Raw genomic sequence first — 21,830 nt, forward strand, 5'->3', positions numbered from 1 at the left:
TATAACTCATCTACAATGGATGTAAAGAAATTTTAATCATAATTTTTGATTGTGAAGAGAAATACTTCTAAATAAAACATGGAGTTATATGTGTGAAAACAGTTATTAATCAACGCATCGTTTTAGCTAAACGGCCAGTGGGTGAGCCAAAACACAGCGATTTTCGTATTGAACAAGTTGAACTCAATGAACTTAAACAAGGCGAGATATTGTTAAAAACCATTTACTTGTCACTCGATCCTTATATGCGTGGTCGCATGAGTGACGCTCCTTCATATGCAGCACCGGTTGAAATTGGCGAAGTGATGATCGGTGGAACAGTCAGTCAAGTGGTGGCCTCTAAAAACCCAAAATTCAAAGAAGGCGAGTGGGTTCTTTCAGGAAATGGCTGGCAGGGCTACGCAATTTCTAATGGGACTGCATGTCAAAGCTTAGGTATGCAACCTGAACATCCATCTTGGGCATTGGGTATTTTGGGAATGCCAGGATTTACTGCTTATATGGGGTTGTTGGACATTGGTCAGCCTAAAGCTGGTGAAACTTTGGTCGTTGCCGCTGCAACGGGACCTGTTGGTGCTACGGTTGGACAGATTGGCAAAATTAAAGGTTGTCGCGTGGTTGGCATCGCAGGTGGGCCTGAAAAATGTCGTTATGCAGTAGAAGAACTCGGCTTCGATGCTTGTATCAATCATCATGATGAAAATTTTGCAGAACAATTACAACAAGCAGTTCCCAACGGTATTGATATTTATTATGAGAATGTAGGGGGTAAAGTGTTTGATGCGGTATGGCCATTGCTTAACTCTGCGGCACGTGTACCGGTGTGTGGTGTGGTTTCCCAGTATAACGCTACCGAGCAAGCACAAGGCCCAGACCGTTTACCGGGCTTTATTTCCACCCTTTTAAAAAAGCGTATTCGCATGCAAGGCTTTATTATTTTTGATGATTATGGCAGTCAGTATCCGGAATTCTATCAGCAAATGTCTGAATGGTTGAAAGACGGAAAAATCAAATATAAAGAGCATATGGTGCAAGGTTTAGATAACACGATCAATGCTTTCAATAGTATGTTGAAAGGCGAAAACTTTGGCAAAGTCGTTGTAAAAATTTAAAAATTTAAAAATTTAAAAATTTAAAAATTTAAAAATTTAAAAATTTAAAAATTTAAAAATTTAAAAATTTAAAAATTATCATGATTACACTACATCATTTAGATCAATCACGTTCTTTTCGCATTTTGTGGTTACTTGAAGAAATCAAGCAGCCCTATGAGCTGAAACGCTATTATCGTGACTCAAGCACGCATTTGGCCCCTGACTCTTTAAAAACCATTCACCCTTTAGGGAAATCTCCAGTATTGGAATGGGATGGCAAAGTTATTGCAGAGTCAGGAGCAATCGTTGAGTTATTAATTCAGCAACTTGCGCCGCATTTAGCACCAGATATGGATGAACCTACCTATGTCGATTATCTACAGTGGATTCATTTCTCAGAAAGCTCTGCCATGCTGCCATTTTTGTTAAAAACGTTTAATGCGATAGAAACCAAGCAGGGTACGAAGTTGGTATTTCTAGAAAATTATACTCAAGTTGAGTTCGATAAAGTATTTAGCTATTTAAATGAATATTTAAAAGATAAAGAATTTCTAGTCGCAGACCGTTTAACCGGTGCTGACTTTATGATGGGCTTTGGATTACATGCTTTAGTTCATCATATGGGACAAGGTGAAAATTATCCCCATATCCAACGTTATGTAGCAGGTTTAAGCCAACTACCTAGCTGGCAAGCCGCAGTACAAATTGAACAAAATGGTGTGAAAAGTCAAAAATAGCAAGATTGATTTTTAAAGGCAATTTAGAAAAAGAGTCGTGATTGACAAGTACATCTAGTTAAAAAATAAGCTGACACTTATTTAAATTAAACGCCCAATGAATTTCATCGGGCGTTCTCTATTTTAAAGATAACGAATTACCATTATTTAAGACAAGTTTCGCCTGTTCTTCCACTGTAAATTCTTATCAAAAGAGATTAAATATCATGACGGTTACGTTGAAAGATATAATCAACTTTTGAAAGAAAGAAACGTGACTAACGCACAGCAAGATTAAATTATTCCTCGGGGTATTAAACAAGTAATCTATATCATTTTACTAACATAAACACATATACGTAAAAATCACGCCCCAGTTTAACTGGCAATAGTTTTTGAACCCTTGTATAAAACTTAAACGAATCTAGCAAGTCCTTATTTAATGTTAATACTCATCCAGTATTGAGGTTTTTTATCTTTTCTTGCCTGTGATCTAGGTTGAAATACTCTAATTTCATACTCACCTGAAGCAGGTAAAATATAAATACCATTATTATCAAGCTCTGGAGAATATTCTCCAAGATTGATGGAGTCTTTTAATTGATTACCCCATAAGTAAGTTTCAACATTTCCTCCAGTCAACGTCACTTTTAACTTTTGCCCTTTTTTAGCATAAAATTTGTAGGAATCATACTTGTATCCATCTATCCTTCCGTAATAATTTGCAGAGTAAGCTTTTTTTGCAAACTTAACTACAACAGTCTTTCGTATATCATTGTTATCATTTGCAAGTACGGCAGGGCTAAGCATAGTTAAAGTTAGGGCCATAAAAGCTCCAGCTAGTAATTTTGTATTTACTATTTCCATAACGTTATCTTAATAATTGTATACCTCACTACATAATAACATATGAACCGTTGATCCTAGACAGTATTGTGGACAACTGATACCTCTAAATTTTTGAAATATTTCTATTCAAAGGCTTCGCTTCTGGGCTTAACCAGCCGTTTGCAGAATGTCTTCTGACCCGATTATAATAAATCGAAATATAGTCAAACAGACAGCATTCACTTCTTTTCGAGTCGAAAAAACGCTCCCATGTACCACGTGACCTTTTAACGTATGGAAGAAGCTTTCAGTCACTGCATTATGCCAAAACTTGGGTTATAACTAGTTGAAAGTAATTACTATATTTTAAGCGGCTTATTAGTTTATTTAGCAGATATTAATTTGACTTCTGAAGCTAAAACAGTTGATGGTAAACGTTTCCGTAAAGATGGCCGTACACGTACTATCTTTGAAAATTGTACTGAATCAACCATGCTGTACCGTTCATTAGCTAAAGCATTTTATAAAGATGTACCCATTGTTTCAGAAACAGCAAGACTACTTGGAATTTCATCTAGACTCTTTCCAATTGACACAAGAAATCCAAAGCAGGGACATTAGCGGGTACACAACAATATTTACCCTATCTCGTTGCGCTGCTTGAAGAGAATAAAAAGCTAAAACAACAACTCAAAACTGCTGAAATGGAAAGAGAATCCCTAAAAAAAGCAGTAGCGTACTTTGGCAAGGAAAATTAGTGAGGTAAGCTTATATGAAAGAGCATAAAAAAATAGATATCCAACGACGATGATGGCTAGACTACTAAAATTTTCAATATCAAGGTTTTATGATTGGCTTAAACAAGGTTTAAGCCAACGAAAGATTCAAACATATCAGCAGACTATCTTGGTCAAAATCGCCCATTAAGAAACTAAAGAAAGTTATGGCCATATTCGCTTAACGAGATACTTACAATCACAAGGCATTCAAATTAGCGCGTATGCAGTCCGTTGTATCAAAAGGTTAAATCAATTGTATTGTAAGTGCCATAAGCGTTTTAAATGAACTAGGAATAGTGACCACAAGCGTTCTGTCTACGATAATTTGCTAGATCAACAATTTTCAATGGAAACCCCGAATCAAGCATAGGTCAGTGACATAACGTACATTTGGACAGCCGAAGGACAGTTATATCGAGCAGCTTTAAAAGACCTTTGTACTAAACAGGTAGTTGCTTATAACTTAAGTGAACGGATGACAGCCCAACTTATTTGCAATGCTCTCAGCATGGCTGTTGGCAATCATAAACCATCTCGAAAATTAATCGTTCACTCGGACAGAGGAAGCCAATATTGTAGCCATGAATATCGCAATATGATTGAAAAATATGGATTTCAGGCTTCGATGAGTATAAAAGGCGATTGCTACAATAATGCACCAAATCAAATGGCAGAGGACTTTTACAAGTTGCCTGCCTAGAATCTCCTAAGTAAGAGTGTCCTGTTAATCCAGCAAACATCAATTCCCGATAAGCCGAAAAGTCCGAAGCAAAGAGATAAATTGAGTTTATAAAACTAGGTGTTTTCTCCCCCCAAAAAAAAGCCACTGGATTTCCACCTATGCCTATACAACTCTAAATCTGCTACAATTATGCCAATTTTGAATTCCCACTTTTTCAGTTTTAGTACATATTTAGAAATGTGTACATAACTGTGTACATATTGTAGATTTTTCTTATGTTTAAAGATGAATTAGCTAGAGAAGTAAAGGCTCGTAGGACTTTTGCTATTATTTCCCACCCCGATGCGGGTAAGACCACCATGACAGAAAAACTGTTGTTATGGGGGAAGGCAATTCAGGTTGCGGGGATGGTTAAAAGCCGTAAGTCTGACCGTTCAGCAACATCAGACTGGATGGAAATGGAAAAAGAACGTGGTATTTCGATTACCACGTCGGTGATGCAGTTTCCTTATAAAAAGCACACCATTAACTTACTCGATACTCCGGGACATGAAGACTTCTCGGAAGATACCTATCGTACCCTGACTGCCGTTGACTCCGCCTTGATGGTGATCGATGGGGCAAAAGGTGTCGAAGAACGGACCATTAAATTGATGGAAGTGTGTCGTATGCGCGACACGCCGATCATTTCATTCGTCAACAAAATGGACCGTGAAATCCGTGAGCCTTTAGAGTTACTCGACGAAATTGAAAATGTCTTGAACATCCGTTGTGTACCGATTACATGGCCGTTGGGAATGGGACGTGACTTTGCCGGTGTGTATAACCTGCTTGAAAATAAACTTTATGTTTATAAAGCAGGTTTTGGTTCAACCATTACCGATATCGAAGTACGTGATGGCTATGACCATGCCGATATTCGTGAAAAAGTCGGTGAGTTGGCTTGGTCTTCATTTGAAGAATCACTTGAATTGGTACAAATGGCCAATGAGCCACTCGACCGTGAGCTCTTCTTGCAAGGTAAACAAACCCCAGTATTGTTTGGTACAGCGTTAGGTAACTTTGCGGTGGATCATGTTCTGGATACCTTTATCAACTGGGCGCCAGAGCCGAAAGCACATCCAACACAAGAACGTATTGTTGAAGCCAATGAAGAAGGCTTTACAGGCTTTGTTTTCAAGATTCAAGCCAATATGGATCCAAAGCATCGTGACCGTATTGCCTTTATGCGTATTTGCTCAGGTAAATATGAAAAAGGCTTGAAAATGAATCATGTGCGTATTGGTAAAGATGTGCGTATCAGTGATGCATTAACCTTCCTTGCAGGTGAGCGTGAGCATCTGGAAGAAGCTTGGCCGGGTGATATCATTGGTTTGCATAACCATGGAACCATTCAGATTGGAGATACCTTTACCAGTGGTGAAGATCTGCATTTCACAGGGATTCCACACTTTGCCCCTGAAATGTTCCGCCGCGTGCGCTTAAAAGATCCTTTGAAATCCAAGCAATTGCAAAAAGGTTTGAAAGAGTTGTCTGAAGAAGGTGCAACCCAAGTGTTTATGCCACAAATCAGTAATGACCTGATTGTCGGCGCGGTCGGTGTGTTACAGTTTGATGTGGTGGCTTACCGCTTAAAAGAAGAATATAAGGTCGATTGTCTTTATGAACCAGTCAGTGTACATACCGTGCGCTGGGTGCATTGTGATGATGACAAAATTCTGAATGAATTTAAGAAAAAAGCACATGACCAGCTTTCAGTGGATGGCGGTGGTCATCTGACTTATCTGGCACCAAGTCGTGTAAACTTGCAGTTAATGCAAGAACGCTGGCCAGATATTCAGTTCCGTAACACACGAGAACACTAGAATCTCCCTAAGTCTCTCTTTATGTAAGAGGGACTTTTTCACGAGTTCTATAACTATTTAGATTCGTGATGCTCCTCCCTTTTATAAAGGGAGGTTGGGAGGGATTAAAATAAAGGATGATACAATGAACACTTTAAAACCACTTTTAGCTGTCATTATGATGATTGGCATAATGGCTTTAACCGCATGTGATCATCCAGATAAAAATAAGGCCGATACCGCCGAAAGCAAACTGGCGGCGTCATCGGTCGAAAAAGCAGATGTTCTCCCATACTTAAATATGAAAGAAGCCAAAGCCGATTATGCTTTGCCATTCTGTGAAAAGAAGAACTGTATTGATGTCGATATTCAAACCATCAAAACTCAAGATGACTGGCTCAATGCGTGGATTGCCAAAAATCAGGCCAATGTGATTCAACAACAAATCGAGCAGAACAAGAATTTAACCTTACAGCAAGCCGTGAATGCCTATGTAAAGAAGTCGGATGAATGGCAGGATAAATATTCCAAGAATAAAGCTTATGAGCTGCATCTCAGCACGCGTATTGCTTCACAGCGTAATCAATATGTGTTGCTGCAAGTCGGAGTAGATACGCAACAGGAAGATATCGCGGTGAAAGATCGTTTTTATTTCTTTGTAGCCGATCGTAAATTACAAAAAAGTGTCAGTATTCTGGATGTGATTCAGAAAAATCAGCAAAATGCTTTAAACCAGATTATTCAAACCCACTATCAAACATGGGTCGAGAAACAATCGGCAGAAGTCAAAAAACAAGTCGCGAAAAAACTGTATTGGGGACAGGCGGATTGGTTCTTTGATGGTGAAGGGATAGGATTACACTACCGGGCCAATGAGATTAGTAAAGATGCACCTCAACTGGATATCTACCTCACGACTGAACAAAGCAAACAGATGCTGCAACCTGAAATCTATCAAAAAATGTTTTGATTTACTTGCTCGAGTTTCGTATAGAAATTGCATGTGCTGGTAGCGGTTTTACGATAAGTTCGATAGCATTTAAAAATCCTGTGTAATAACAATGCTGATAGGTTTTAAATGAAAACAATTTTTAAATATAGCGTTCTTGCTTGTGCAATTTTGCTTGCCGCTTGCCAGCCGAAATCAGAGCCGAAGGAATCACAGGATAAACCGACAGATCCTCCTGCAGTACAGCAACCCGCCGAGCCAGTTTTACGCGGTGAAACGGTGAAGTTACAGGTGAATTTACCTGAGTGCAAAGGTAATAGTTGTCCAGATTTTACCGTTGAGCGATTACAAAGTAATTTCCCTTTTATTGATCAATTACTGGATCAGCAAATTCTTGAACAACTGAGCAAGATTTTAGATGTGGTGGATGCGGACACGTCTGCCGCTTCTACACCTAAAACTGCCGAGGACAAATCAAGTCTAGATGCTCAGGCACAAGCTTATGCCAATGCCTTTGTGAAAATAGATGAAGAGTTAAAGGCGCTCAGTAGTAGTCATCAGATTAGCTTGATGATCAAGCCCAAGATTTTACGACCGAAAGGAACTTTGGCGACGGTTGTGTTGATTAGCAGCAGTTACTTGGGGGGAGCACATGGCGCGACCTCACAACGCTATTACAACTTTGATCTGGTGAGTCAAAAACAGATTAAACTGCATGATTTGTTATTACCAAAGCAAAAAGCAAGCTTAGATAAATTGGCACATGAAGCCTTTAAAACCTGGATTGTGGATTCCAAACTGGCAACAGATCCGAAGGAATATGAACAGGCATGGCCATTTCAAGTTACCGATAATTTCCTCTTGGGCGAACAAGGCCTGATTTTACAATATGGTGAATATGAGATTGGCCCGTATGTGGTTGGTTTGCCTCGTTTAGTGATTCCATTCAGTGAGTTACAAGGTGTGTTAAAACCTGAATATTTACCAAAAATTGATCCGCCAGCAGCCTCTACACCCGCTGCAAGTACGCCAAGTCAAAGCTAATGCAACTGTTTGATACCCATACCCATTTTGATGTTGCCGATTTCGATCATGATCGGCAACATCTGGCTGAGCAAGCAAAACGGGTGGGGGTCGAAGCGTTGGTGTTAATCGGTTTTCTGGAATCACGATTTGATGAATTGATTCAGACTCATCAACAATTACTCGCTTGGGAAAATGTGCCGCGATCTTATCTGGCCCCGGGTTTACATCCTTTCTATATTGAGCAACACCAAACCGAACATTTACAGCGACTTGAGCAGGTGTTACAGCAGCATGATTGTGTGGCAGTGGGTGAAATTGGGCTGGATACCTTTTTAAAACAGCATAAACAGCCCGAACTATTTGCAAAGCAGCAGCATTATTTTATTGAACAATTGGCATTGGCAACACAATATCAAAAACCGGTGCTGTTACATATCCGTAAAGCACATGCGGAAAGCATTGCGATTTTAAAAGCCCAAAAATTCAAATTAGGGGGCATCGCTCATGCCTTTAGTGGTGGCGTGGAAGAAGCCAAAGCCTTAGTGAAACTGGGTTTTAAAATTGGGGTAACAGGACAAATTACCAATCCGAATGCCAAAAAACTGCATCAAGTGGTACAAGCGATAGGCAGTGAAAACTTGGTGATCGAAACCGATTGTCCAGATATGACACCGCTGTGTTGCCAAACTTCGACCGAGCATCGTACCCGCAATACCCCAGTTAATTTACCTTATGTTCTGGAGCGTTTGGCCCAGACCCTTGACCAGCCTAAGCTTCAGCTTGCCGCACAACTCTGGCACAATTCATTGGCAGCGCTACAACTTAAATTTTAAGAGAATAAGCAAATAATCTTTTTAAAAATAAGATACTAAAAGGGAACACATGCTTTTCTAAACAGGGGTACATTAAAAGAACAATTTCATAATAATCACATCAGCCAATACTGGGAGGGCAACCTTATGGCCAGATATAGCAAAATCAATAGTTTCAATGCATTACAAACACTCAGCGTCGGTTCGACCTCTTATCAAATCTTTAGCTTGGCGCGAGCGGCTCAAACACTCGGTAATATTGAACGATTACCGAAGTCTTTAAAGGTTTTGCTAGAAAATTTACTCCGTTTTGAAGACCAAAAAAGTGTAAAAGTAGAACATATTCAAGCACTGGTCGATTGGCAGAAAAGTAAACGTTCAGATCAAGAAATTCAATATCGACCGGCACGGGTACTGATGCAGGATTTCACGGGTGTTCCTGCGGTGGTGGATCTGGCTGCGATGCGTGCTGCGATGGCACAGGCAGGTGGTGATCCCAACCTGATTAACCCTTTATCTCCAGTGGATTTGGTGATTGACCACTCGGTGATGGTCGATCATTTTGCCGATGACGATGCTTTTGCAGAAAATGTTGAAATCGAAATGCAGCGGAATGGTGAACGCTATCAATTCCTTCGTTGGGGACAATCTGCTTTTAACAACTTTAGTGTAGTGCCACCGGGTACAGGGATTTGCCACCAAGTCAATTTAGAATATTTAGCGCAAGCCGTCTGGTTAGGTGATGATGAAGGTCAGGTTTTTGCCTTTCCAGATACCTTGGTGGGGACAGATTCACATACCACCATGATCAATGGACTGGGCGTGCTTGGTTGGGGTGTCGGCGGGATTGAGGCGGAGGCAGCGATGCTAGGACAACCTGTATCGATGCTGATTCCAGAAGTGATTGGTTTCAAACTGACAGGCAAATTAAAGGAAGGCATTACCGCCACGGATTTGGTTTTAACCATTACCCAGATGCTGCGTCAAAAAGGTGTGGTTGGAAAATTTGTTGAGTTTTATGGCGATGGGCTGGCTGATTTACCTTTGGCCGATCGTGCCACCATTGCCAATATGGCCCCAGAATATGGCGCGACCTGTGGGTTCTTCCCGATTGATGAGGTGACGCTGGGTTATTTGGCATTGACGGGACGCAAACAAGACCGTATCGATTTGGTCGAAGCTTATAGTAAAGAGCAAGGCTTATGGCGTCATACCGGTGATGAGCCAATTTTTACTGATACGCTCAGCTTGGATATGAGTACGGTACAAGCCAGTCTGGCAGGACCAAAGCGTCCACAAGATCGGGTTTTGTTGGGCGATGTTCCGAAAACCTTTAATGCGTTGATGGAACTGAATCTTAAACCCGCCAAAGAAGCGAAGGAGCGCTTGGAAAATGAAGGTGGGGGCGGTGCACAAAAAGCCAATTTAGCCCATGAACAACCTGCTTGTACCATCGACGGAAAATCATATCCCCTAAATGACGGCGATGTGGTGATTTCCGCGATTACCTCATGTACCAATACCTCGAATCCAAGTGTGATGTTGGCGGCGGGGCTGCTGGCCAAAAAAGCCATTGAAAAAGGCTTGCAACGTAAACCTTGGGTGAAAAGCTCACTGGCGCCAGGTTCCAAAGTGGTGACTGATTATCTGGCAGCAGCAGGTTTAACGCCGTACTTGGATGAGTTGGGTTATAACTTGGTCGGTTATGGTTGTACCACCTGTATTGGTAACTCTGGACCTTTACCTGAACCGATTGAGGAAGCGATTCAGTGTCATGATCTGAATGTGGCTTCGGTGCTTTCAGGCAACCGTAACTTTGAAGGGCGTGTTCATCCTTTAGTCAAAACCAACTGGTTGGCTTCACCACCGCTCGTGGTAGCCTATGGTCTGGCAGGGAATATTCGGACCGATTTAACCAGCCAGCCAATCGGACAAGATCAAACTGGGCAAGATGTCTATTTGAAAGACATCTGGCCAAGCCAGCTTGAAATTGATCAAGTCTTGCAGAAGGTCAATACCGACATGTTCCATAAGGAATATGCAGCGGTGTTTGATGGAGATGCAGCTTGGCAAGCGATCCAGATTCCGCAAAGCCAGACCTATGCATGGCAAGACAACTCGACCTATATTCGTCACCCACCATTTTTTGAAGAAATTAATCAACCCCCTAAAGCAATTAACAATATTGAACAAGCACGAATCTTGGCGGTATTGGGAGATTCGGTCACCACCGATCATATCTCTCCAGCAGGAAACATCAAGAAAGACAGTCCTGCTGGGCGTTATCTACAGCAGCAAGGGGTTGAACCCAAAGACTTCAACTCTTATGGTTCTCGACGCGGTAATCATGAAGTGATGATGCGCGGGACGTTTGCCAATATCCGCATCAAGAATGAAATGCTGGATGGTGAAGAGGGGGGCAATACCATCTTCATCCCAACAGGTGAAAAGCTAGCGATTTACGATGCATCCATGCTTTATCAGCAACAGCAAACGCCATTGGTGATTATTGCGGGTAAGGAGTATGGTACGGGTTCGTCACGTGACTGGGCGGCAAAAGGCACCAATTTATTGGGCATTAAAGCCGTCATTGCCGAAAGTTTTGAACGGATTCATCGTTCGAATCTGGTTGGTATGGGAGTATTGCCCTTACAGTTTGTGGAGGGTCAAACCCGTCAATCCTTAAATCTGACTGGGCGTGAAGTGCTTTCGATTCATGGGCTATCTGATGATATTCAGCCACATCAGACGCTGGATGTTGAGGTGCTACGAGAAGATGGCAGTCAAGACCAGTTTAAAGTGTTATGTCGTATTGATACCTTGAATGAGGTGGAATATTTTAAAGCAGGTGGCATTTTGCATTATGTGCTACGCAATTTGATTGCTGCATAATCCTTAGAACATCGTCTCAATCAAAGATGAAAGCTGGTCTTTCATCTTTTTTTGTTTCAGTTTCAAGCACTCAGCGTTAAGGTAATCAGGCTTGATTAAATTGGATAAAGGCTTTGAATCAATTACCCCGTAATGTTTATTATCTTTTGGCTGCACAGGCTTTTAATTTAATTGCAGCAGTTTTGTCAGTGACTGTGGCGGCGATTGTCGGTTTGAAACTTGCACCAACTCAGGTTCTAGCGACAGTTCCTTATGGCTTGCAGTTTTTGGCGATGTTACTGACCACCTTTATCTTTTCGTTTTTGATGAAAAAGTTAGGTCGACATGTGGTCTTCCAATTTGGTTGTGTCTGTCTGTTCTTGGCGGGTGTTCTTGGTTATCTGGCCTTACAGCAACAACAGTTTTATCTATTATGTCTAAGCCATTTTTCTCTGGGTTTATTTATCTCGACTGCAAATTTTTATCGCTTTGCTGCTTCCGATCGTCTGGCTGCCGAGCTGATTCCCAAGGCCACAGCTATGGTGATTTCGGGTGGCGTGATTGCCGCCATTATTGCACCGATGCTGGCAATCCAATTTCAACAGGTGCAAGGATTACCTGATTTTACTGCGATCTATTTAATTTTTAGTGTCTTGGCGCTGTTGCTGTCTCCAACTTTGTATTTATGGAATCAAAAGTTTCAACGCCAACAGACACCGCAAGACGTTGTGATTGAACCCGCTCAGCGTGCCAAATTGCCGGGCACGTTGATTATTGCAGCCGTCATCAGCGGTGCTTTTGCCTACTATATTATGAATGTGATGATGATTATGTCTTCATTGCATTTAAAGGAGCATCATTCATTTCACTATGCTTCGATCTCGATTCAGCTACATGTCTTGGCCATGTTTATTCCATCCTTCTTTGTGTCTAAACTGATTCAACACTGGGGAGTACATAACACCATTTATATTGGTTTTGTACTGCTGATGCTGTCGTCCTTGATTCCAGTGCTGGGACAGGCTGGGTTTTATATTAATGCGGCACTGATTGTGCTTGGTGTGGGCTGGAACTTTGCTTATTCAGGCGCATCTACTTTATTGGCCGGTTTAAATGAACAACAAAAACATCGTATCCAAGGCATCAATGAAACTGGAATTGCCTTGTTTGCAACTCTAGGCGCGTTTTTACCTGCGCCGATTTTGAGTAGTCTTGGTTGGATGAATGCCAACCTTTTAGCTTTATCTATGAGCTTCATGGTTTTTATGCTGCTACTGATTTTAAATCGCCAAGGCCAATCACCAAGCAAAGTTTCATCAAGCTCACCTAAACGGCTTTAAACACGCTAAAATAGCAGTTTGACTGAAAAGATAGATCGCAACTGTTATGACTGATGTTCCTGTAAATGATGAATATGAGCGCCGTTTTGCTGGTGTTGCCAAAATTTATGGAGACAATGCCTTTTCGCATTATGAACGTAGTCATGTCATGGTTATTGGTATTGGCGGTGTAGGCAGTTGGGCGGTTGAAGCACTGGCACGCACAGGCATTGGTGAGTTGACTTTAGTTGATATGGATGTGGTCGCTGCTTCCAATATCAATCGTCAACTCCCCGCCATGAGCTCGACGCTAGGGCAAGAAAAAATTGAAGTGATGGCGGAGCGTTGCCGTCAGATCAATCCAAGAATGAAAGTAAATGTGATTGATGACTATCTGACGCCAGAGAATGTCAAACAGATTTTAAATCCAGTTCCAAGCATTGTTTTAGATTGTATCGATGATGTCAAAGCCAAACTTGCCTTGATGCTACATTGCCGCTTTAACAAGATTCCGTTGATTGTATCAGGGGGAGCAGGGGGCAAACTGGATCCGTTAAAGATTCGCGTCGCAGATTTATCCAAGACTGAACAAGACCCGATGTTGGCAAAGTTAAGAACACAGCTGCGTTCTAAAGGGATTTGCAAAAAGCCCAAAGAGAAGTTTGGTATTACGTGTGTTTATTCGATCGACAATCCATTTTCCAGTGCAGAGGTGTGTCCGAGCGCTGGATTGCGTTGCGGTGGCTATGGCTCGGCAGTCGTGGTGACTTCAAGCTTTGCCATGGTGGCGGTGGCTGAAGTCTTAAAGAAACTGGATAAAATCAGGGCTTAAATTGCCATGTCATGTATTAGGCTTGCGGATATTGAGGTGCTAAGCGGTAATAGGTATAAGTCACATTTGGGTCTTTATAGACGTCATAACTGGTTTGTTTAAAATCGGAAACCCATTGTGAACCTGTAAATCCTGCAATATGTCCATAGCGATGTTTTTTGGTGCGATGGATAATATAAATGTCACCGGGTTGAGGGTTATTAAATTCAGGTGTGATTTCTTGATAGCCAATCTGCTGTAGGGTACGACCCCAGTCTGATGCCGCAACAGGATGCTGATCAATATTGGCACCAGCCGATTGTAAGGCAATTCTAACGAACTTAGCGCATTGTGATGAGCTGCGATAAGAAGCTCGTTTCGCCAGTTTCTGAGAGAATTTATTCACATCAATTGCTGGCACTGATGCAGGCTTCGGCATTTCTCGATAAGGAATAACCACCTGTTGCATAGGTGGGTGAATCATACTGTGATCGACTGAAGGTACATCATAAATCATTGTGAATCTCTACCGCATTTTCAAAACAACTGAACGTGTGCCAGAATTTGTTACGGCGCTCATAGTAAGCGATAAATCTTAAAAAAACTCAAATGTAACGTAATAATATAACAATTGGGCTGCTGGATCGTTCACTTAGCTTAAAATACTAGTTAAGAATCTTTTTCATTATCAGTAATTTGTTTGCTAGTTAGTTTAAATAAAATGATTTGTAAGATTATATTTCATTTTTGACTAAAAAGTAGTCGTTTTAATGCGGTCTATCTGATTAGGTTTGAGGTTGATATTGTTATAAGCTATTGTTTATTTAAATAATATGAGAAGAAGAGCTTAAAATGATCCGTCTGGCAACATCATCTGATCTGGATCAGATCGTACAATTAATTCGGCCATATATCACAGATTTTGCTTTGAATGCAGAGGGGGCAGATAAATTTAGTCAAAGCATGATTCATAAATTAATGGAAATGCCGAATATTGAATACTTCGTTTTTGAGCAAAACACTCAGCTGATGGGTGTTATTGCATATCGGCAGCCTGCACATATCCTACATTTTTTTGTAGATCAACGGGTACAGCGTCAGGGAATTGGTCGTCAACTTTGGCAGTTTCTGGAAAATAAAATTGCGACATCACACTCAAGCATAACAGTGAATTCCAGTTGTTATGCTCAAGTGATTTATGAGAAGTTCGGCTTTACAGCAAGCTCAGCAGTAATCGAACAGAGTGGGTTACGCTTTGTACCCATGCATAAAAGTTATGCCTAGCGCCTCAGCTTAGCGTTGATGCTCTTTAAGATAGTCTTCAGTACGTTGCATGGCTGCCTGAATATTCTGAATGGCATGTTCAATATCGGTGATGGTTTTAGCATTGCCACCACTGAGGGCTTGTCGCCATTTACGTGCGCCTGGCAGATTTTGGAATAAGCCCAAAATATGACGGGTAATAATCGACAACGGTGCGCCTTCAGCCACACGCTGCTGAATATAAGGCATCATTTGCTGCATGATTTCAAAACGATCAGGTGCTTGCAAATTCCAGAGTTGCCCCATTTCTGCAAGCAGGTAAGGATTGTGATACGCTTCACGACCAATCATTACGCCATCGACATGCTGCAAATGTTGCTGTGTTTCTTCAAAAGTTTTGATGCCACCATTAATTTCAATAGTGAGATGCGGACGTTCTTGTTTAAGACGATAGACATCCTCATAGCGTAAAGGTGGAACTTCACGGTTCTCTTTTGGAGATAGGCCCTGCAAGATGGCAATACGTGCATGCACAATAAAATGAGTGCAGCCTGTTGTCGCAACCGTATCAACAAAATGCAGCATCTCTTCATAAGAATGCATGTCATCAATCCCGATACGATGTTTCACTGTGACGGGAATTGATACCGCTTTTTGCATGCTGTGAATACATTCAGCCACCAGATCAGGTTCCGCCATAAGGCAAGCACCAATCTTATTGTTTTGTACGCGATCGCTTGGACAGCCTACATTGAGATTGACTTCGTTATAGCCCCAGTCTTCAGCCATTTTGGTACAGGTGGCTAACTCTTGTGGATTAGAACCACCGAGTTGCAGCACAATTGGCTGTTCTTGTTGATTGAAGTCGAGATGGCGATTGGCACCACCATAAATAATCGCACCCGTAGTTACCATTTCGGTATAGAGCACCACATTGGGATTAAACAGGCGGGCAAAGAAACGATAGTCTTTGGTAGTCCAATCCATCATCGGGGCAACACTGATTCTCGGAGATTGAGTGTTTTCAATGTTTTTGTTAATAGTCATTAAAAATCATACCTTTAATCTATATTCTGCAACCTGCGAGAATCTGTTTGAACCTGTGTTTAGATGGGTGAATCCGTTTGCATTTACACCAAATTTTACACCATAATAGAAAAAATAGCTTTTGGTGTAAATTATGGGGTCAATTACAGCAAGGAAAGGTGCAGATGGCAAAGTTAACTATCGTGCTGCGATTCGAATCACTCGAAAGGGCTTTCCTGCTTTTTCTGAAAGTAAAACATTTCACTCAAAGAAATTAGCTGAAAACTGGATTAAGAAACGAGAAGTCGAAATTCAAGAAAATCCTGATATTTTGCTTGGCAAAGAAAAGTTGATTGATCTGACCTTATCAGATGCCATAGATAAATATTTGGATGAAGTCGGGAGCGAGTACGGAAGGACGAAACGCTATTCTCTGCTCTTAATTAAGAAGCTACCAATTGCGCGCAATATTATCACAAAAATAAAATCAGTACATTTGGCCGAGCATGTGGCTTTAAGGAAGGGTGGAATTCCGTACCTCGATCTTGAACCTATTGCGACTAGTACACTGCAACATGAGCTTTTACATATCAGAGGTGTTCTTTCTCATGCTGCTGTTATGTGGGAAATGGATATTGATTTAAATAGCTTTGATAAGGCTACTGCTCAGTTAAGAAAAACACGTCAAATATCCTCCAGTCAAAAAAGAGACCGACTGCCTTCGAGAGATGAATTGATTGCATTGACGAAGTATTTTGCAGAACGATGGAAGCTAAATCGTTATGGCTCTAAATACCCAATGCATTTGATTATGTGGTTTGCAATTTTCTCATGCAGACGTGAAGCTGAATTAACACGATTGTATCTTCGAGATTATGACCCACATCATTCAACGTGGAAAGTGCATGATTTAAAGAATCCTAATGGTTCTAAAGGTAATCATAAGTCATTTGATGTACTTGATCCTTGTAAGGAGCTGATCAAAAGACTGAAACATTCAGAAGTTCGAGAACGGATGCTAAAGCTTGGACATAATGAAAATTTGTTATTGCCTTTGAATCCCAAAAGTTTGGGTAAAGAGTTTAGAGAAGCTTGTAAAATTTTGGGGATTGAAGATTTACGATTTCATGACTTGAGACATGAAGGCTGTACTCGATTAGCTGAACAGAGTTTTACTATTCCTGAAATTCAGAAAGTAAGTTTGCACGATTCTTGGGGGAGTTTACAGCGTTATGTATCAGTGAAAGCGAGAAGAAATATCTTACAGTTGGAGGAGGTGCTACGCCTCATCGATGAAACGTAGCAAAATCTTTGGATGCCTCTGAATATTGCTTATCCAAGACAGCAGCAAGATCCTTAATGTGTACCAAAAATGGAGCACGTTTACTTTTATCTATTTTGAATACTGAGAAAGGGAATTGTTGATTATTCGCTTTTCTCAGTGCTTCGGCTTTGCTGAGGTGGGGATAATAGTCAGAAACTACTGTCATTAGTTCAACGGTCATAGAACGATACTTTATAAAAAGTAGTTCGGTAGTATTAATTTGAAAGCAATTCATGAAGTGGGTATTCCATACATAAAACTTTTTTAATTTGAATGGGTCACCTTTGAAGTAAGGCTGACCATCCCTATGTCTTAATCTTATTTTTTTGATGTAGGTCTTTATGTAATACTAATAATTAGAAATAATATTTTACTAGAGTTGTGGTATAACATATTGAAAACTATTATTTAGATTCATAAATGAGAAATTGCACACTTCTTGATTTTGAGCAATTGCAGGATGAAATTCTGAATTGCTTTTTGGATCATGCTGGACGTTTTTTAAGAGAACATAAAATAATAAGCGATCCTGACCCAAAGACTGAGTTTGAAGCGTCAGAACGCGAATTTTGGGTTGAACTGATGGTAGAGCATAGCCAAATGCAGTTCTTTGGTGAAACGTATTCGGTACAGGACTTGCTGAATTTGCTTGGTCAAATTAATACGGTAATAGAGGGGATTCGTGATTATAGACAGCAGCAGATTAATGAGAAATATTCTGAAATATTAAATAAATATATTGAGTTGATTGTTGATGAAGGTGGTAGAGTCTACACCTATAACCCGAGTTTGAAGCGTAGAATCAATGGAATTTTGAATATAAGAAAACGATATGCGCCGCTGTTGCATAAAAAGCTTGAAATATTCTATTCAGAATTAACTGGTTATGCTCAAAAAAATGGCAGATTTAAAAATGCTTCGCAGGCAGTACAACTGATTTTACCCACGCTGCAAATCAAGTTTAGAGAGTTTGATTTGCAATGGGTTCAAAGCAGATTAGAGACAAATAAACAGAAAATTTTAGATTTAACAGAAGCCAGAAAAAATAACGAAAATAAAGACACCTGTGAAGATGATGATTTTGGTGTGTCATTTAAAATTCAGGATAGAACCTATCTAAACCAGATCAGGGAATTACAGAATGAAAATAAAAAATGGGAACAGTTTCTACAGCATCCAGAGCGGTATTTTCCACAGCAAAAGCAACTCCCATTTAATACAGCATATTGCGATGAAGTGCTGGTCAATCACTTAAGGCGTCGTCCTGATTTATTGAAAGAGATTATCCAAGTTCAATTGTGAATATCATTGAGGTGATGAGGGGGCTCGTTCTTAGGCAGCAAGTGGATGAGGTGTACTATTGCTGCTTGCTCCTAGAAATGAGTAACTGTTAGCTCAGGTTTGAGCTGGTACAACTTCATCGTCATTTTGTACGGTATTGCCATATTGATGATGCTGATCAAACCCTAAAGCATAATTGGTATTTGGTTGATTTTTGATTGTTAAAAATTGCTTTTGTTTTGCGCATTCATTTCTCAATTGAGTTTCAATTTCACTAAGTGCTTCGCGTGCAAGAGTTTGGTTAATGCTTTGTTGATCCGCTTCGTTAATCTCGCCTAAAAAAGCTTTAATTTTCTCTAATTCAATGGTTTGATTTGTAGCCAATTGAATTAGGTATTCCTCAAATTCTTTTGCAGATTTGCTCATGTTTTCGTGGATGATATTTTTTTGGTGCACGAGTTCTTTTTCGAGTTCTGTAATTTTTTCATCCTTTAATTTCAATTCTTGCTTTAAATTAGAATCATGATTTGAATTCTGTTCTTTTTTGAGTCTTGATATTATTTTATCTTTTTCACTTAATTTAAAATTATGTGCATCAATTAAAAATTCTAAGCAGTTATCTAGACTTTTAAATTTAAAATTTTTTTTAATTTTCTCAAGTTGTTTTAATATATTTTCGTCCATTGTTATTTGTTTGGTGATACGGTTGGCTTTCTTTTTCTCAGAGTGGTATTTAAATAAAAGGAATTTCTTTTTTAAAATTGAAAAATGTTCATCATTAGTTTTAATAATAAAATTTGTTGTCTCACATATGAGGGGGTTTGTAAATATTTCGTTTATGTGGGATGTCCTAGCCAGGTTTTGTAGAGAATCTGATATTAAATTCTCATGTGATCTAGGTTGGGGGTGATTTGTAGATATGTAAACAATCTTTTGACCAGGTTTATCAAGCTTAGTTAATAGACTTTCCTTCATGTAGCTCTCTTGATCCAAGAAATCTTTTTTTAAGTCCGTGTCAGTCGATAGCCATTTATCTAAGGTTAAATGTGGTCGTGCCATTTTACAATTCATAAATATTTACTTAACATTTATATATCAGTAATTAAATATTAAGTAAATATTAATTATACAGTAACTGTTAAAAAAACAAATTTTAATTATCATTTCATGCCTATCATTATTGCTGTAAAATACATATACCCAAAGGAGAACTTGGTGTGTGGGAATTTTTAGCATGAGTATTCAGGATTCTGAACAGCGCTTTTTGGCGCTATTTATGGCTTTCTATCAAAGGGTGGAGGGGCAAATTTCAGCCTATGCTTTTTGGGCATTAATCACGTTTATCAGAAATTTTGGAGTCGGAAGTACATCATTGCCACTCGGTGAATTATCAAAAGTGATCGGCATACAGGTTAAAAAATTACGGGGTGTATTGAATGAGTTGGAACAACAGGGAATATTAAAAATAGATTTTCCTGAAACTGGAAAAAGGTCTAGAGTTCGTCATTTACAACTTAATCTTACTTATATAAGGCTTGATTCAGCCACGTCTATTGAATGGTTAGAAAATAGTAATAAGCGTATGGTTAGGCAGATCCCTTTATTAAAATTAATTCAGACTTTATTTATAAAGAGTGATGGCATAAGTATTAGCAATTCACCTAAAAAAATAGAGATCGACTGCTATCTTGATTATCGAAGTTATCTTGTTTTATTACGGTTGCTTTACGGTGCAGACTCGTTTGGGATTGTTATAGGGTGTGGAATTGGTGAAATTGAGCGAGCCACGGGTTTAAGCAAACAATCTATTTATCGCGCTATACAGCAGCTTAAAAAAAACGGATTTATCCGCTGCCAAGCGGATGGCGCAATTCGAAATAGTTTTATTCAAACAGAGTCTCCAATATACGCTTTAAACCTTTCGCATAGGTTTTGGGGGGATGCTGCGATCTACGGCAAATTTTATATTTTGAAGTACCCCCAGCCGCATGTTTTTGAAGTTCAGAAAGTGGCCTCTATTTTTACCATGCTGAATCCAAAGAGCGACTTGTTGTCAAACACTAAAAGTGAAGATTCAGATGCTGGCTCGAAGGTGTTGAATTACAAAAACTATTATTTGTTACATGATCCTTTGTGCTGGATGAAACCGTTTATTCTTCGGTCTCGTGATGCTGTAGGTTATGCAAATTATGTTTTGTTACAACAGCAGGAAATAATGAAGTTATATGATCATTATGTCGAGCTAAAGCGGTTACATCCAGAGAACCCATTATCAGCGACGTTTTATTTAAAGCCGCATGAAAATATTTTGAAGGATGAGGCGGTTTTGGGTCATTTAGCATCTATCCAGCATACTAAACTCAGCGGGATGAACAACCGCTTAGGTCTTTTTCAAAGCTTACTTGAACAGTGGTGCTGCCAGATATACAGTCAGAATAAATCGCTTTTTAAAATGCTGAAAGAAGCTAACCCAGTAGTAATTGATGATGAAAGCTTTGAGCGTTTAGGGTGCACAGACTTTCTCTATCCGTATTCATTGCAAGCGACTCAAGTCAAAACAATCAAAGAGGATATGACGCTAAAAGATGAGTCTGATAAAATTGAATCAATGATCACCTTCAAGTTAAATGCTGAGCAGTCCAGAATTCATCAGTTTTTAATGGCCCTTATGGATCTAATTGCATATAACCAAATTTATTTTTTTCAGCAATGTATGCGGAAACATTCTGATATTGACCAAAAGCTCAGTGCAACTAAAAGTAGTTTGGGAAGGGTATTGGTAAATGCAACTGAAATAGTGACGCCTTTTAGGATTTTACCTCGGTCATTTATACAGAATACATACAGCTGTTGCTTTGTCCCTGATCAGCATGCGGAAGCTAACAGGTATTTCTTAAGTGAATTGGCGTTTCAAGAACCCTTTCAGGATGGAACTCGCTTTGATTTTCCTACACAGCAAATAACAGAAACTTCACCAACACTGGCAGAACTTAAAGATTACGGACTGCTGCATCATCACTGTTTGTCATTATTCGAATAGTTTTTTTGCGCTAAGTTTTTTTTTGAAAAATCATTTTTCTGACCTAACTATCGTAACGCCAAAATATATAAAAAGCCTAGCTTAGCCGAAGGTTTGGAAATCGTGCTGATCGGCTGAGCTATCATTATTGCTTTTGCGCTAAGACGGTTTTATATATTATTAATA

18 protein-coding genes and 2 pseudogenes are annotated in these 21,830 nt (G+C 39.8%); 14 read left to right on the forward strand and 6 right to left on the reverse strand.

Annotated elements, in window-relative coordinates:
* The first annotated feature begins 92 nt into the window (after positions 1 to 92).
* Together Aba26S_RS15545 and Aba26S_RS15550 are read left to right on the forward strand one after the other, a co-directional pair.
* Positions 93 to 1,112 carry an NADP-dependent oxidoreductase gene (locus Aba26S_RS15545; protein WP_000859509.1) on the forward strand — a complete coding sequence of 340 codons (1,020 nt, stop codon included), beginning with the start codon at positions 93 to 95 and terminating at the stop codon, positions 1,110 to 1,112.
* A gap of 80 nt (positions 1,113 to 1,192) precedes the next feature.
* Positions 1,193 to 1,831, forward strand: coding sequence for a glutathione S-transferase family protein (locus Aba26S_RS15550; protein WP_000631289.1), 639 nt, complete (start codon positions 1,193 to 1,195; stop codon positions 1,829 to 1,831).
* A 414-nt stretch (positions 1,832 to 2,245) separates the two neighbouring features.
* Here the strand turns inward: Aba26S_RS15550 and Aba26S_RS15555 are convergent, their stop codons facing one another.
* Both Aba26S_RS15555 and Aba26S_RS15560 read right to left on the reverse strand, forming a co-directional pair.
* Entirely contained in the window at positions 2,246 to 2,677 is a 432-nt protein-coding gene (locus Aba26S_RS15555) for a PPC domain-containing protein (RefSeq protein WP_000407077.1), read from the reverse strand.
* 56 nt (positions 2,678 to 2,733) lie between these two features.
* A pseudogene (locus Aba26S_RS15560) lies at positions 2,734 to 2,965 on the reverse strand (IS3 family transposase); the annotation flags it as partial.
* 213 nt (positions 2,966 to 3,178) lie between these two features.
* On the opposite strand from Aba26S_RS15560, the pseudogene Aba26S_RS15565 reads away from it, so the two are divergent.
* The 8 genes and pseudogenes from Aba26S_RS15565 to Aba26S_RS15600 all read left to right on the forward strand — a co-directional run.
* Positions 3,179 to 4,078 (forward strand): annotated as a pseudogene (locus tag Aba26S_RS15565) (IS3 family transposase); the annotation flags it as partial.
* A 296-nt stretch (positions 4,079 to 4,374) separates the two neighbouring features.
* On the forward strand, positions 4,375 to 5,964 hold the full coding sequence (locus Aba26S_RS15570; protein WP_043973230.1) for a peptide chain release factor 3: 1,590 nt from the start codon (positions 4,375 to 4,377) through the stop codon (positions 5,962 to 5,964).
* 124 nt (positions 5,965 to 6,088) lie between these two features.
* Positions 6,089 to 6,913 carry a hypothetical protein gene (locus tag Aba26S_RS15575; protein WP_043973233.1) on the forward strand — a complete coding sequence of 275 codons (825 nt, stop codon included), beginning with the start codon at positions 6,089 to 6,091 and terminating at the stop codon, positions 6,911 to 6,913.
* Positions 6,914 to 7,021: 108 nt separating this feature from the next.
* On the forward strand, positions 7,022 to 7,936 hold the full coding sequence (locus tag Aba26S_RS15580; protein ID WP_043973236.1) for an RsiV family protein: 915 nt from the start codon (positions 7,022 to 7,024) through the stop codon (positions 7,934 to 7,936).
* Positions 7,936 to 8,751: a TatD family hydrolase gene (locus tag Aba26S_RS15585; RefSeq protein WP_043973238.1), complete on the forward strand. Its 816-nt coding sequence runs from the start codon at positions 7,936 to 7,938 to the stop codon at positions 8,749 to 8,751. Before Aba26S_RS15580 ends, Aba26S_RS15585 begins: the two co-directional genes overlap by 1 nt.
* A 126-nt stretch (positions 8,752 to 8,877) precedes the next feature.
* Positions 8,878 to 11,622 carry an aconitate hydratase AcnA gene (gene acnA, locus Aba26S_RS15590; RefSeq protein ID WP_043973241.1) on the forward strand — a complete coding sequence of 915 codons (2,745 nt, stop codon included), beginning with the start codon at positions 8,878 to 8,880 and terminating at the stop codon, positions 11,620 to 11,622.
* Between the two features lie 113 nt (positions 11,623 to 11,735).
* Positions 11,736 to 12,941 carry an MFS transporter gene (locus Aba26S_RS15595; RefSeq protein ID WP_043973243.1) on the forward strand — a complete coding sequence of 402 codons (1,206 nt, stop codon included), beginning with the start codon at positions 11,736 to 11,738 and terminating at the stop codon, positions 12,939 to 12,941.
* A gap of 46 nt (positions 12,942 to 12,987) precedes the next feature.
* Complete coding sequence (locus Aba26S_RS15600; RefSeq protein ID WP_043973245.1) at positions 12,988 to 13,752, forward strand: ThiF family adenylyltransferase; 765 nt, start codon at positions 12,988 to 12,990, stop codon at positions 13,750 to 13,752.
* A 16-nt stretch (positions 13,753 to 13,768) separates the two neighbouring features.
* Here the strand turns inward: Aba26S_RS15600 and Aba26S_RS15605 are convergent, their stop codons facing one another.
* A complete protein-coding gene (locus tag Aba26S_RS15605) occupies positions 13,769 to 14,248 on the reverse strand; it encodes a CHAP domain-containing protein (protein ID WP_005239689.1) in 480 nt (159 codons plus the stop codon).
* Positions 14,249 to 14,583: 335 nt separating this feature from the next.
* Between Aba26S_RS15605 and Aba26S_RS15610 the strand changes: the two genes are divergently transcribed.
* Complete coding sequence (locus Aba26S_RS15610; protein WP_043973247.1) at positions 14,584 to 15,015, forward strand: GNAT family N-acetyltransferase; 432 nt, start codon at positions 14,584 to 14,586, stop codon at positions 15,013 to 15,015.
* A 9-nt stretch (positions 15,016 to 15,024) separates the two neighbouring features.
* On the opposite strand, the gene dusA is transcribed toward Aba26S_RS15610, so the two are convergent.
* Complete coding sequence (dusA, locus tag Aba26S_RS15615) at positions 15,025 to 16,041, reverse strand: tRNA dihydrouridine(20/20a) synthase DusA (protein WP_043973255.1); 1,017 nt, start codon at positions 16,039 to 16,041, stop codon at positions 15,025 to 15,027.
* 133 nt (positions 16,042 to 16,174) lie between these two features.
* Here dusA and xerC point away from each other — a divergent pair, with 133 nt between their 5' ends.
* Complete coding sequence (gene xerC, locus Aba26S_RS15620) at positions 16,175 to 17,323, forward strand: tyrosine recombinase XerC (RefSeq protein ID WP_043973256.1); 1,149 nt, start codon at positions 16,175 to 16,177, stop codon at positions 17,321 to 17,323.
* On the opposite strand, the gene Aba26S_RS15625 is transcribed toward xerC, so the two are convergent.
* Entirely contained in the window at positions 17,307 to 17,579 is a 273-nt protein-coding gene (locus Aba26S_RS15625; protein WP_004644614.1) for a pyocin activator PrtN family protein, read from the reverse strand. The two genes, xerC and Aba26S_RS15625, sit on opposite strands and share 17 nt — an antisense overlap.
* A gap of 185 nt (positions 17,580 to 17,764) precedes the next feature.
* On the opposite strand from Aba26S_RS15625, the gene Aba26S_RS15630 reads away from it, so the two are divergent.
* Positions 17,765 to 18,646, forward strand: coding sequence for a hypothetical protein (locus tag Aba26S_RS15630; protein ID WP_043973259.1), 882 nt, complete (start codon positions 17,765 to 17,767; stop codon positions 18,644 to 18,646).
* A 93-nt stretch (positions 18,647 to 18,739) separates the two neighbouring features.
* Here the strand turns inward: Aba26S_RS15630 and Aba26S_RS15635 are convergent, their stop codons facing one another.
* Positions 18,740 to 19,684 (reverse strand): hypothetical protein, encoded by a 945-nt coding sequence (locus tag Aba26S_RS15635; protein WP_043973261.1) that lies wholly within the window; start codon positions 19,682 to 19,684, stop codon positions 18,740 to 18,742.
* A gap of 175 nt (positions 19,685 to 19,859) precedes the next feature.
* On the opposite strand from Aba26S_RS15635, the gene Aba26S_RS15640 reads away from it, so the two are divergent.
* Complete coding sequence (locus Aba26S_RS15640) at positions 19,860 to 21,665, forward strand: hypothetical protein (RefSeq protein WP_043973263.1); 1,806 nt, start codon at positions 19,860 to 19,862, stop codon at positions 21,663 to 21,665.
* Positions 21,666 to 21,830: the final 165 nt, after the last annotated feature.

Source organism: Acinetobacter sp. NBRC 110496, assembly GCF_000876115.1.
Lineage (GTDB): Bacteria > Pseudomonadota > Gammaproteobacteria > Pseudomonadales > Moraxellaceae > Acinetobacter.

Coding starts and splice junctions, on each gene's coding strand:
- Aba26S_RS15585 (WP_043973238.1), top strand. CDS start 7,936: ATGCAACTGTTTGATACCCATACCCATTTTGATGTTGCCGATTTCGAT.
- Aba26S_RS15625 (WP_004644614.1), bottom strand. CDS start 17,579: ATGAATTGCTTTCAAATTAATACTACCGAACTACTTTTTATAAAGTAT.
- Aba26S_RS15610 (WP_043973247.1), top strand. CDS start 14,584: ATGATCCGTCTGGCAACATCATCTGATCTGGATCAGATCGTACAATTA.
- Aba26S_RS15640 (WP_043973263.1), top strand. CDS start 19,860: ATGAGTATTCAGGATTCTGAACAGCGCTTTTTGGCGCTATTTATGGCT.
- Aba26S_RS15575 (WP_043973233.1), top strand. CDS start 6,089: ATGAACACTTTAAAACCACTTTTAGCTGTCATTATGATGATTGGCATA.
- Aba26S_RS15555 (WP_000407077.1), bottom strand. CDS start 2,677: ATGGAAATAGTAAATACAAAATTACTAGCTGGAGCTTTTATGGCCCTA.
- Aba26S_RS15630 (WP_043973259.1), top strand. CDS start 17,765: ATGAGAAATTGCACACTTCTTGATTTTGAGCAATTGCAGGATGAAATT.
- Aba26S_RS15570 (WP_043973230.1), top strand. CDS start 4,375: ATGTTTAAAGATGAATTAGCTAGAGAAGTAAAGGCTCGTAGGACTTTT.
- Aba26S_RS15600 (WP_043973245.1), top strand. CDS start 12,988: ATGACTGATGTTCCTGTAAATGATGAATATGAGCGCCGTTTTGCTGGT.
- Aba26S_RS15605 (WP_005239689.1), bottom strand. CDS start 14,248: ATGATTTATGATGTACCTTCAGTCGATCACAGTATGATTCACCCACCT.
- xerC (WP_043973256.1), top strand. CDS start 16,175: ATGGGGTCAATTACAGCAAGGAAAGGTGCAGATGGCAAAGTTAACTAT.
- Aba26S_RS15550 (WP_000631289.1), top strand. CDS start 1,193: ATGATTACACTACATCATTTAGATCAATCACGTTCTTTTCGCATTTTG.
- acnA (WP_043973241.1), top strand. CDS start 8,878: ATGGCCAGATATAGCAAAATCAATAGTTTCAATGCATTACAAACACTC.
- Aba26S_RS15635 (WP_043973261.1), bottom strand. CDS start 19,684: ATGGCACGACCACATTTAACCTTAGATAAATGGCTATCGACTGACACG.
- dusA (WP_043973255.1), bottom strand. CDS start 16,041: ATGACTATTAACAAAAACATTGAAAACACTCAATCTCCGAGAATCAGT.
- Aba26S_RS15580 (WP_043973236.1), top strand. CDS start 7,022: ATGAAAACAATTTTTAAATATAGCGTTCTTGCTTGTGCAATTTTGCTT.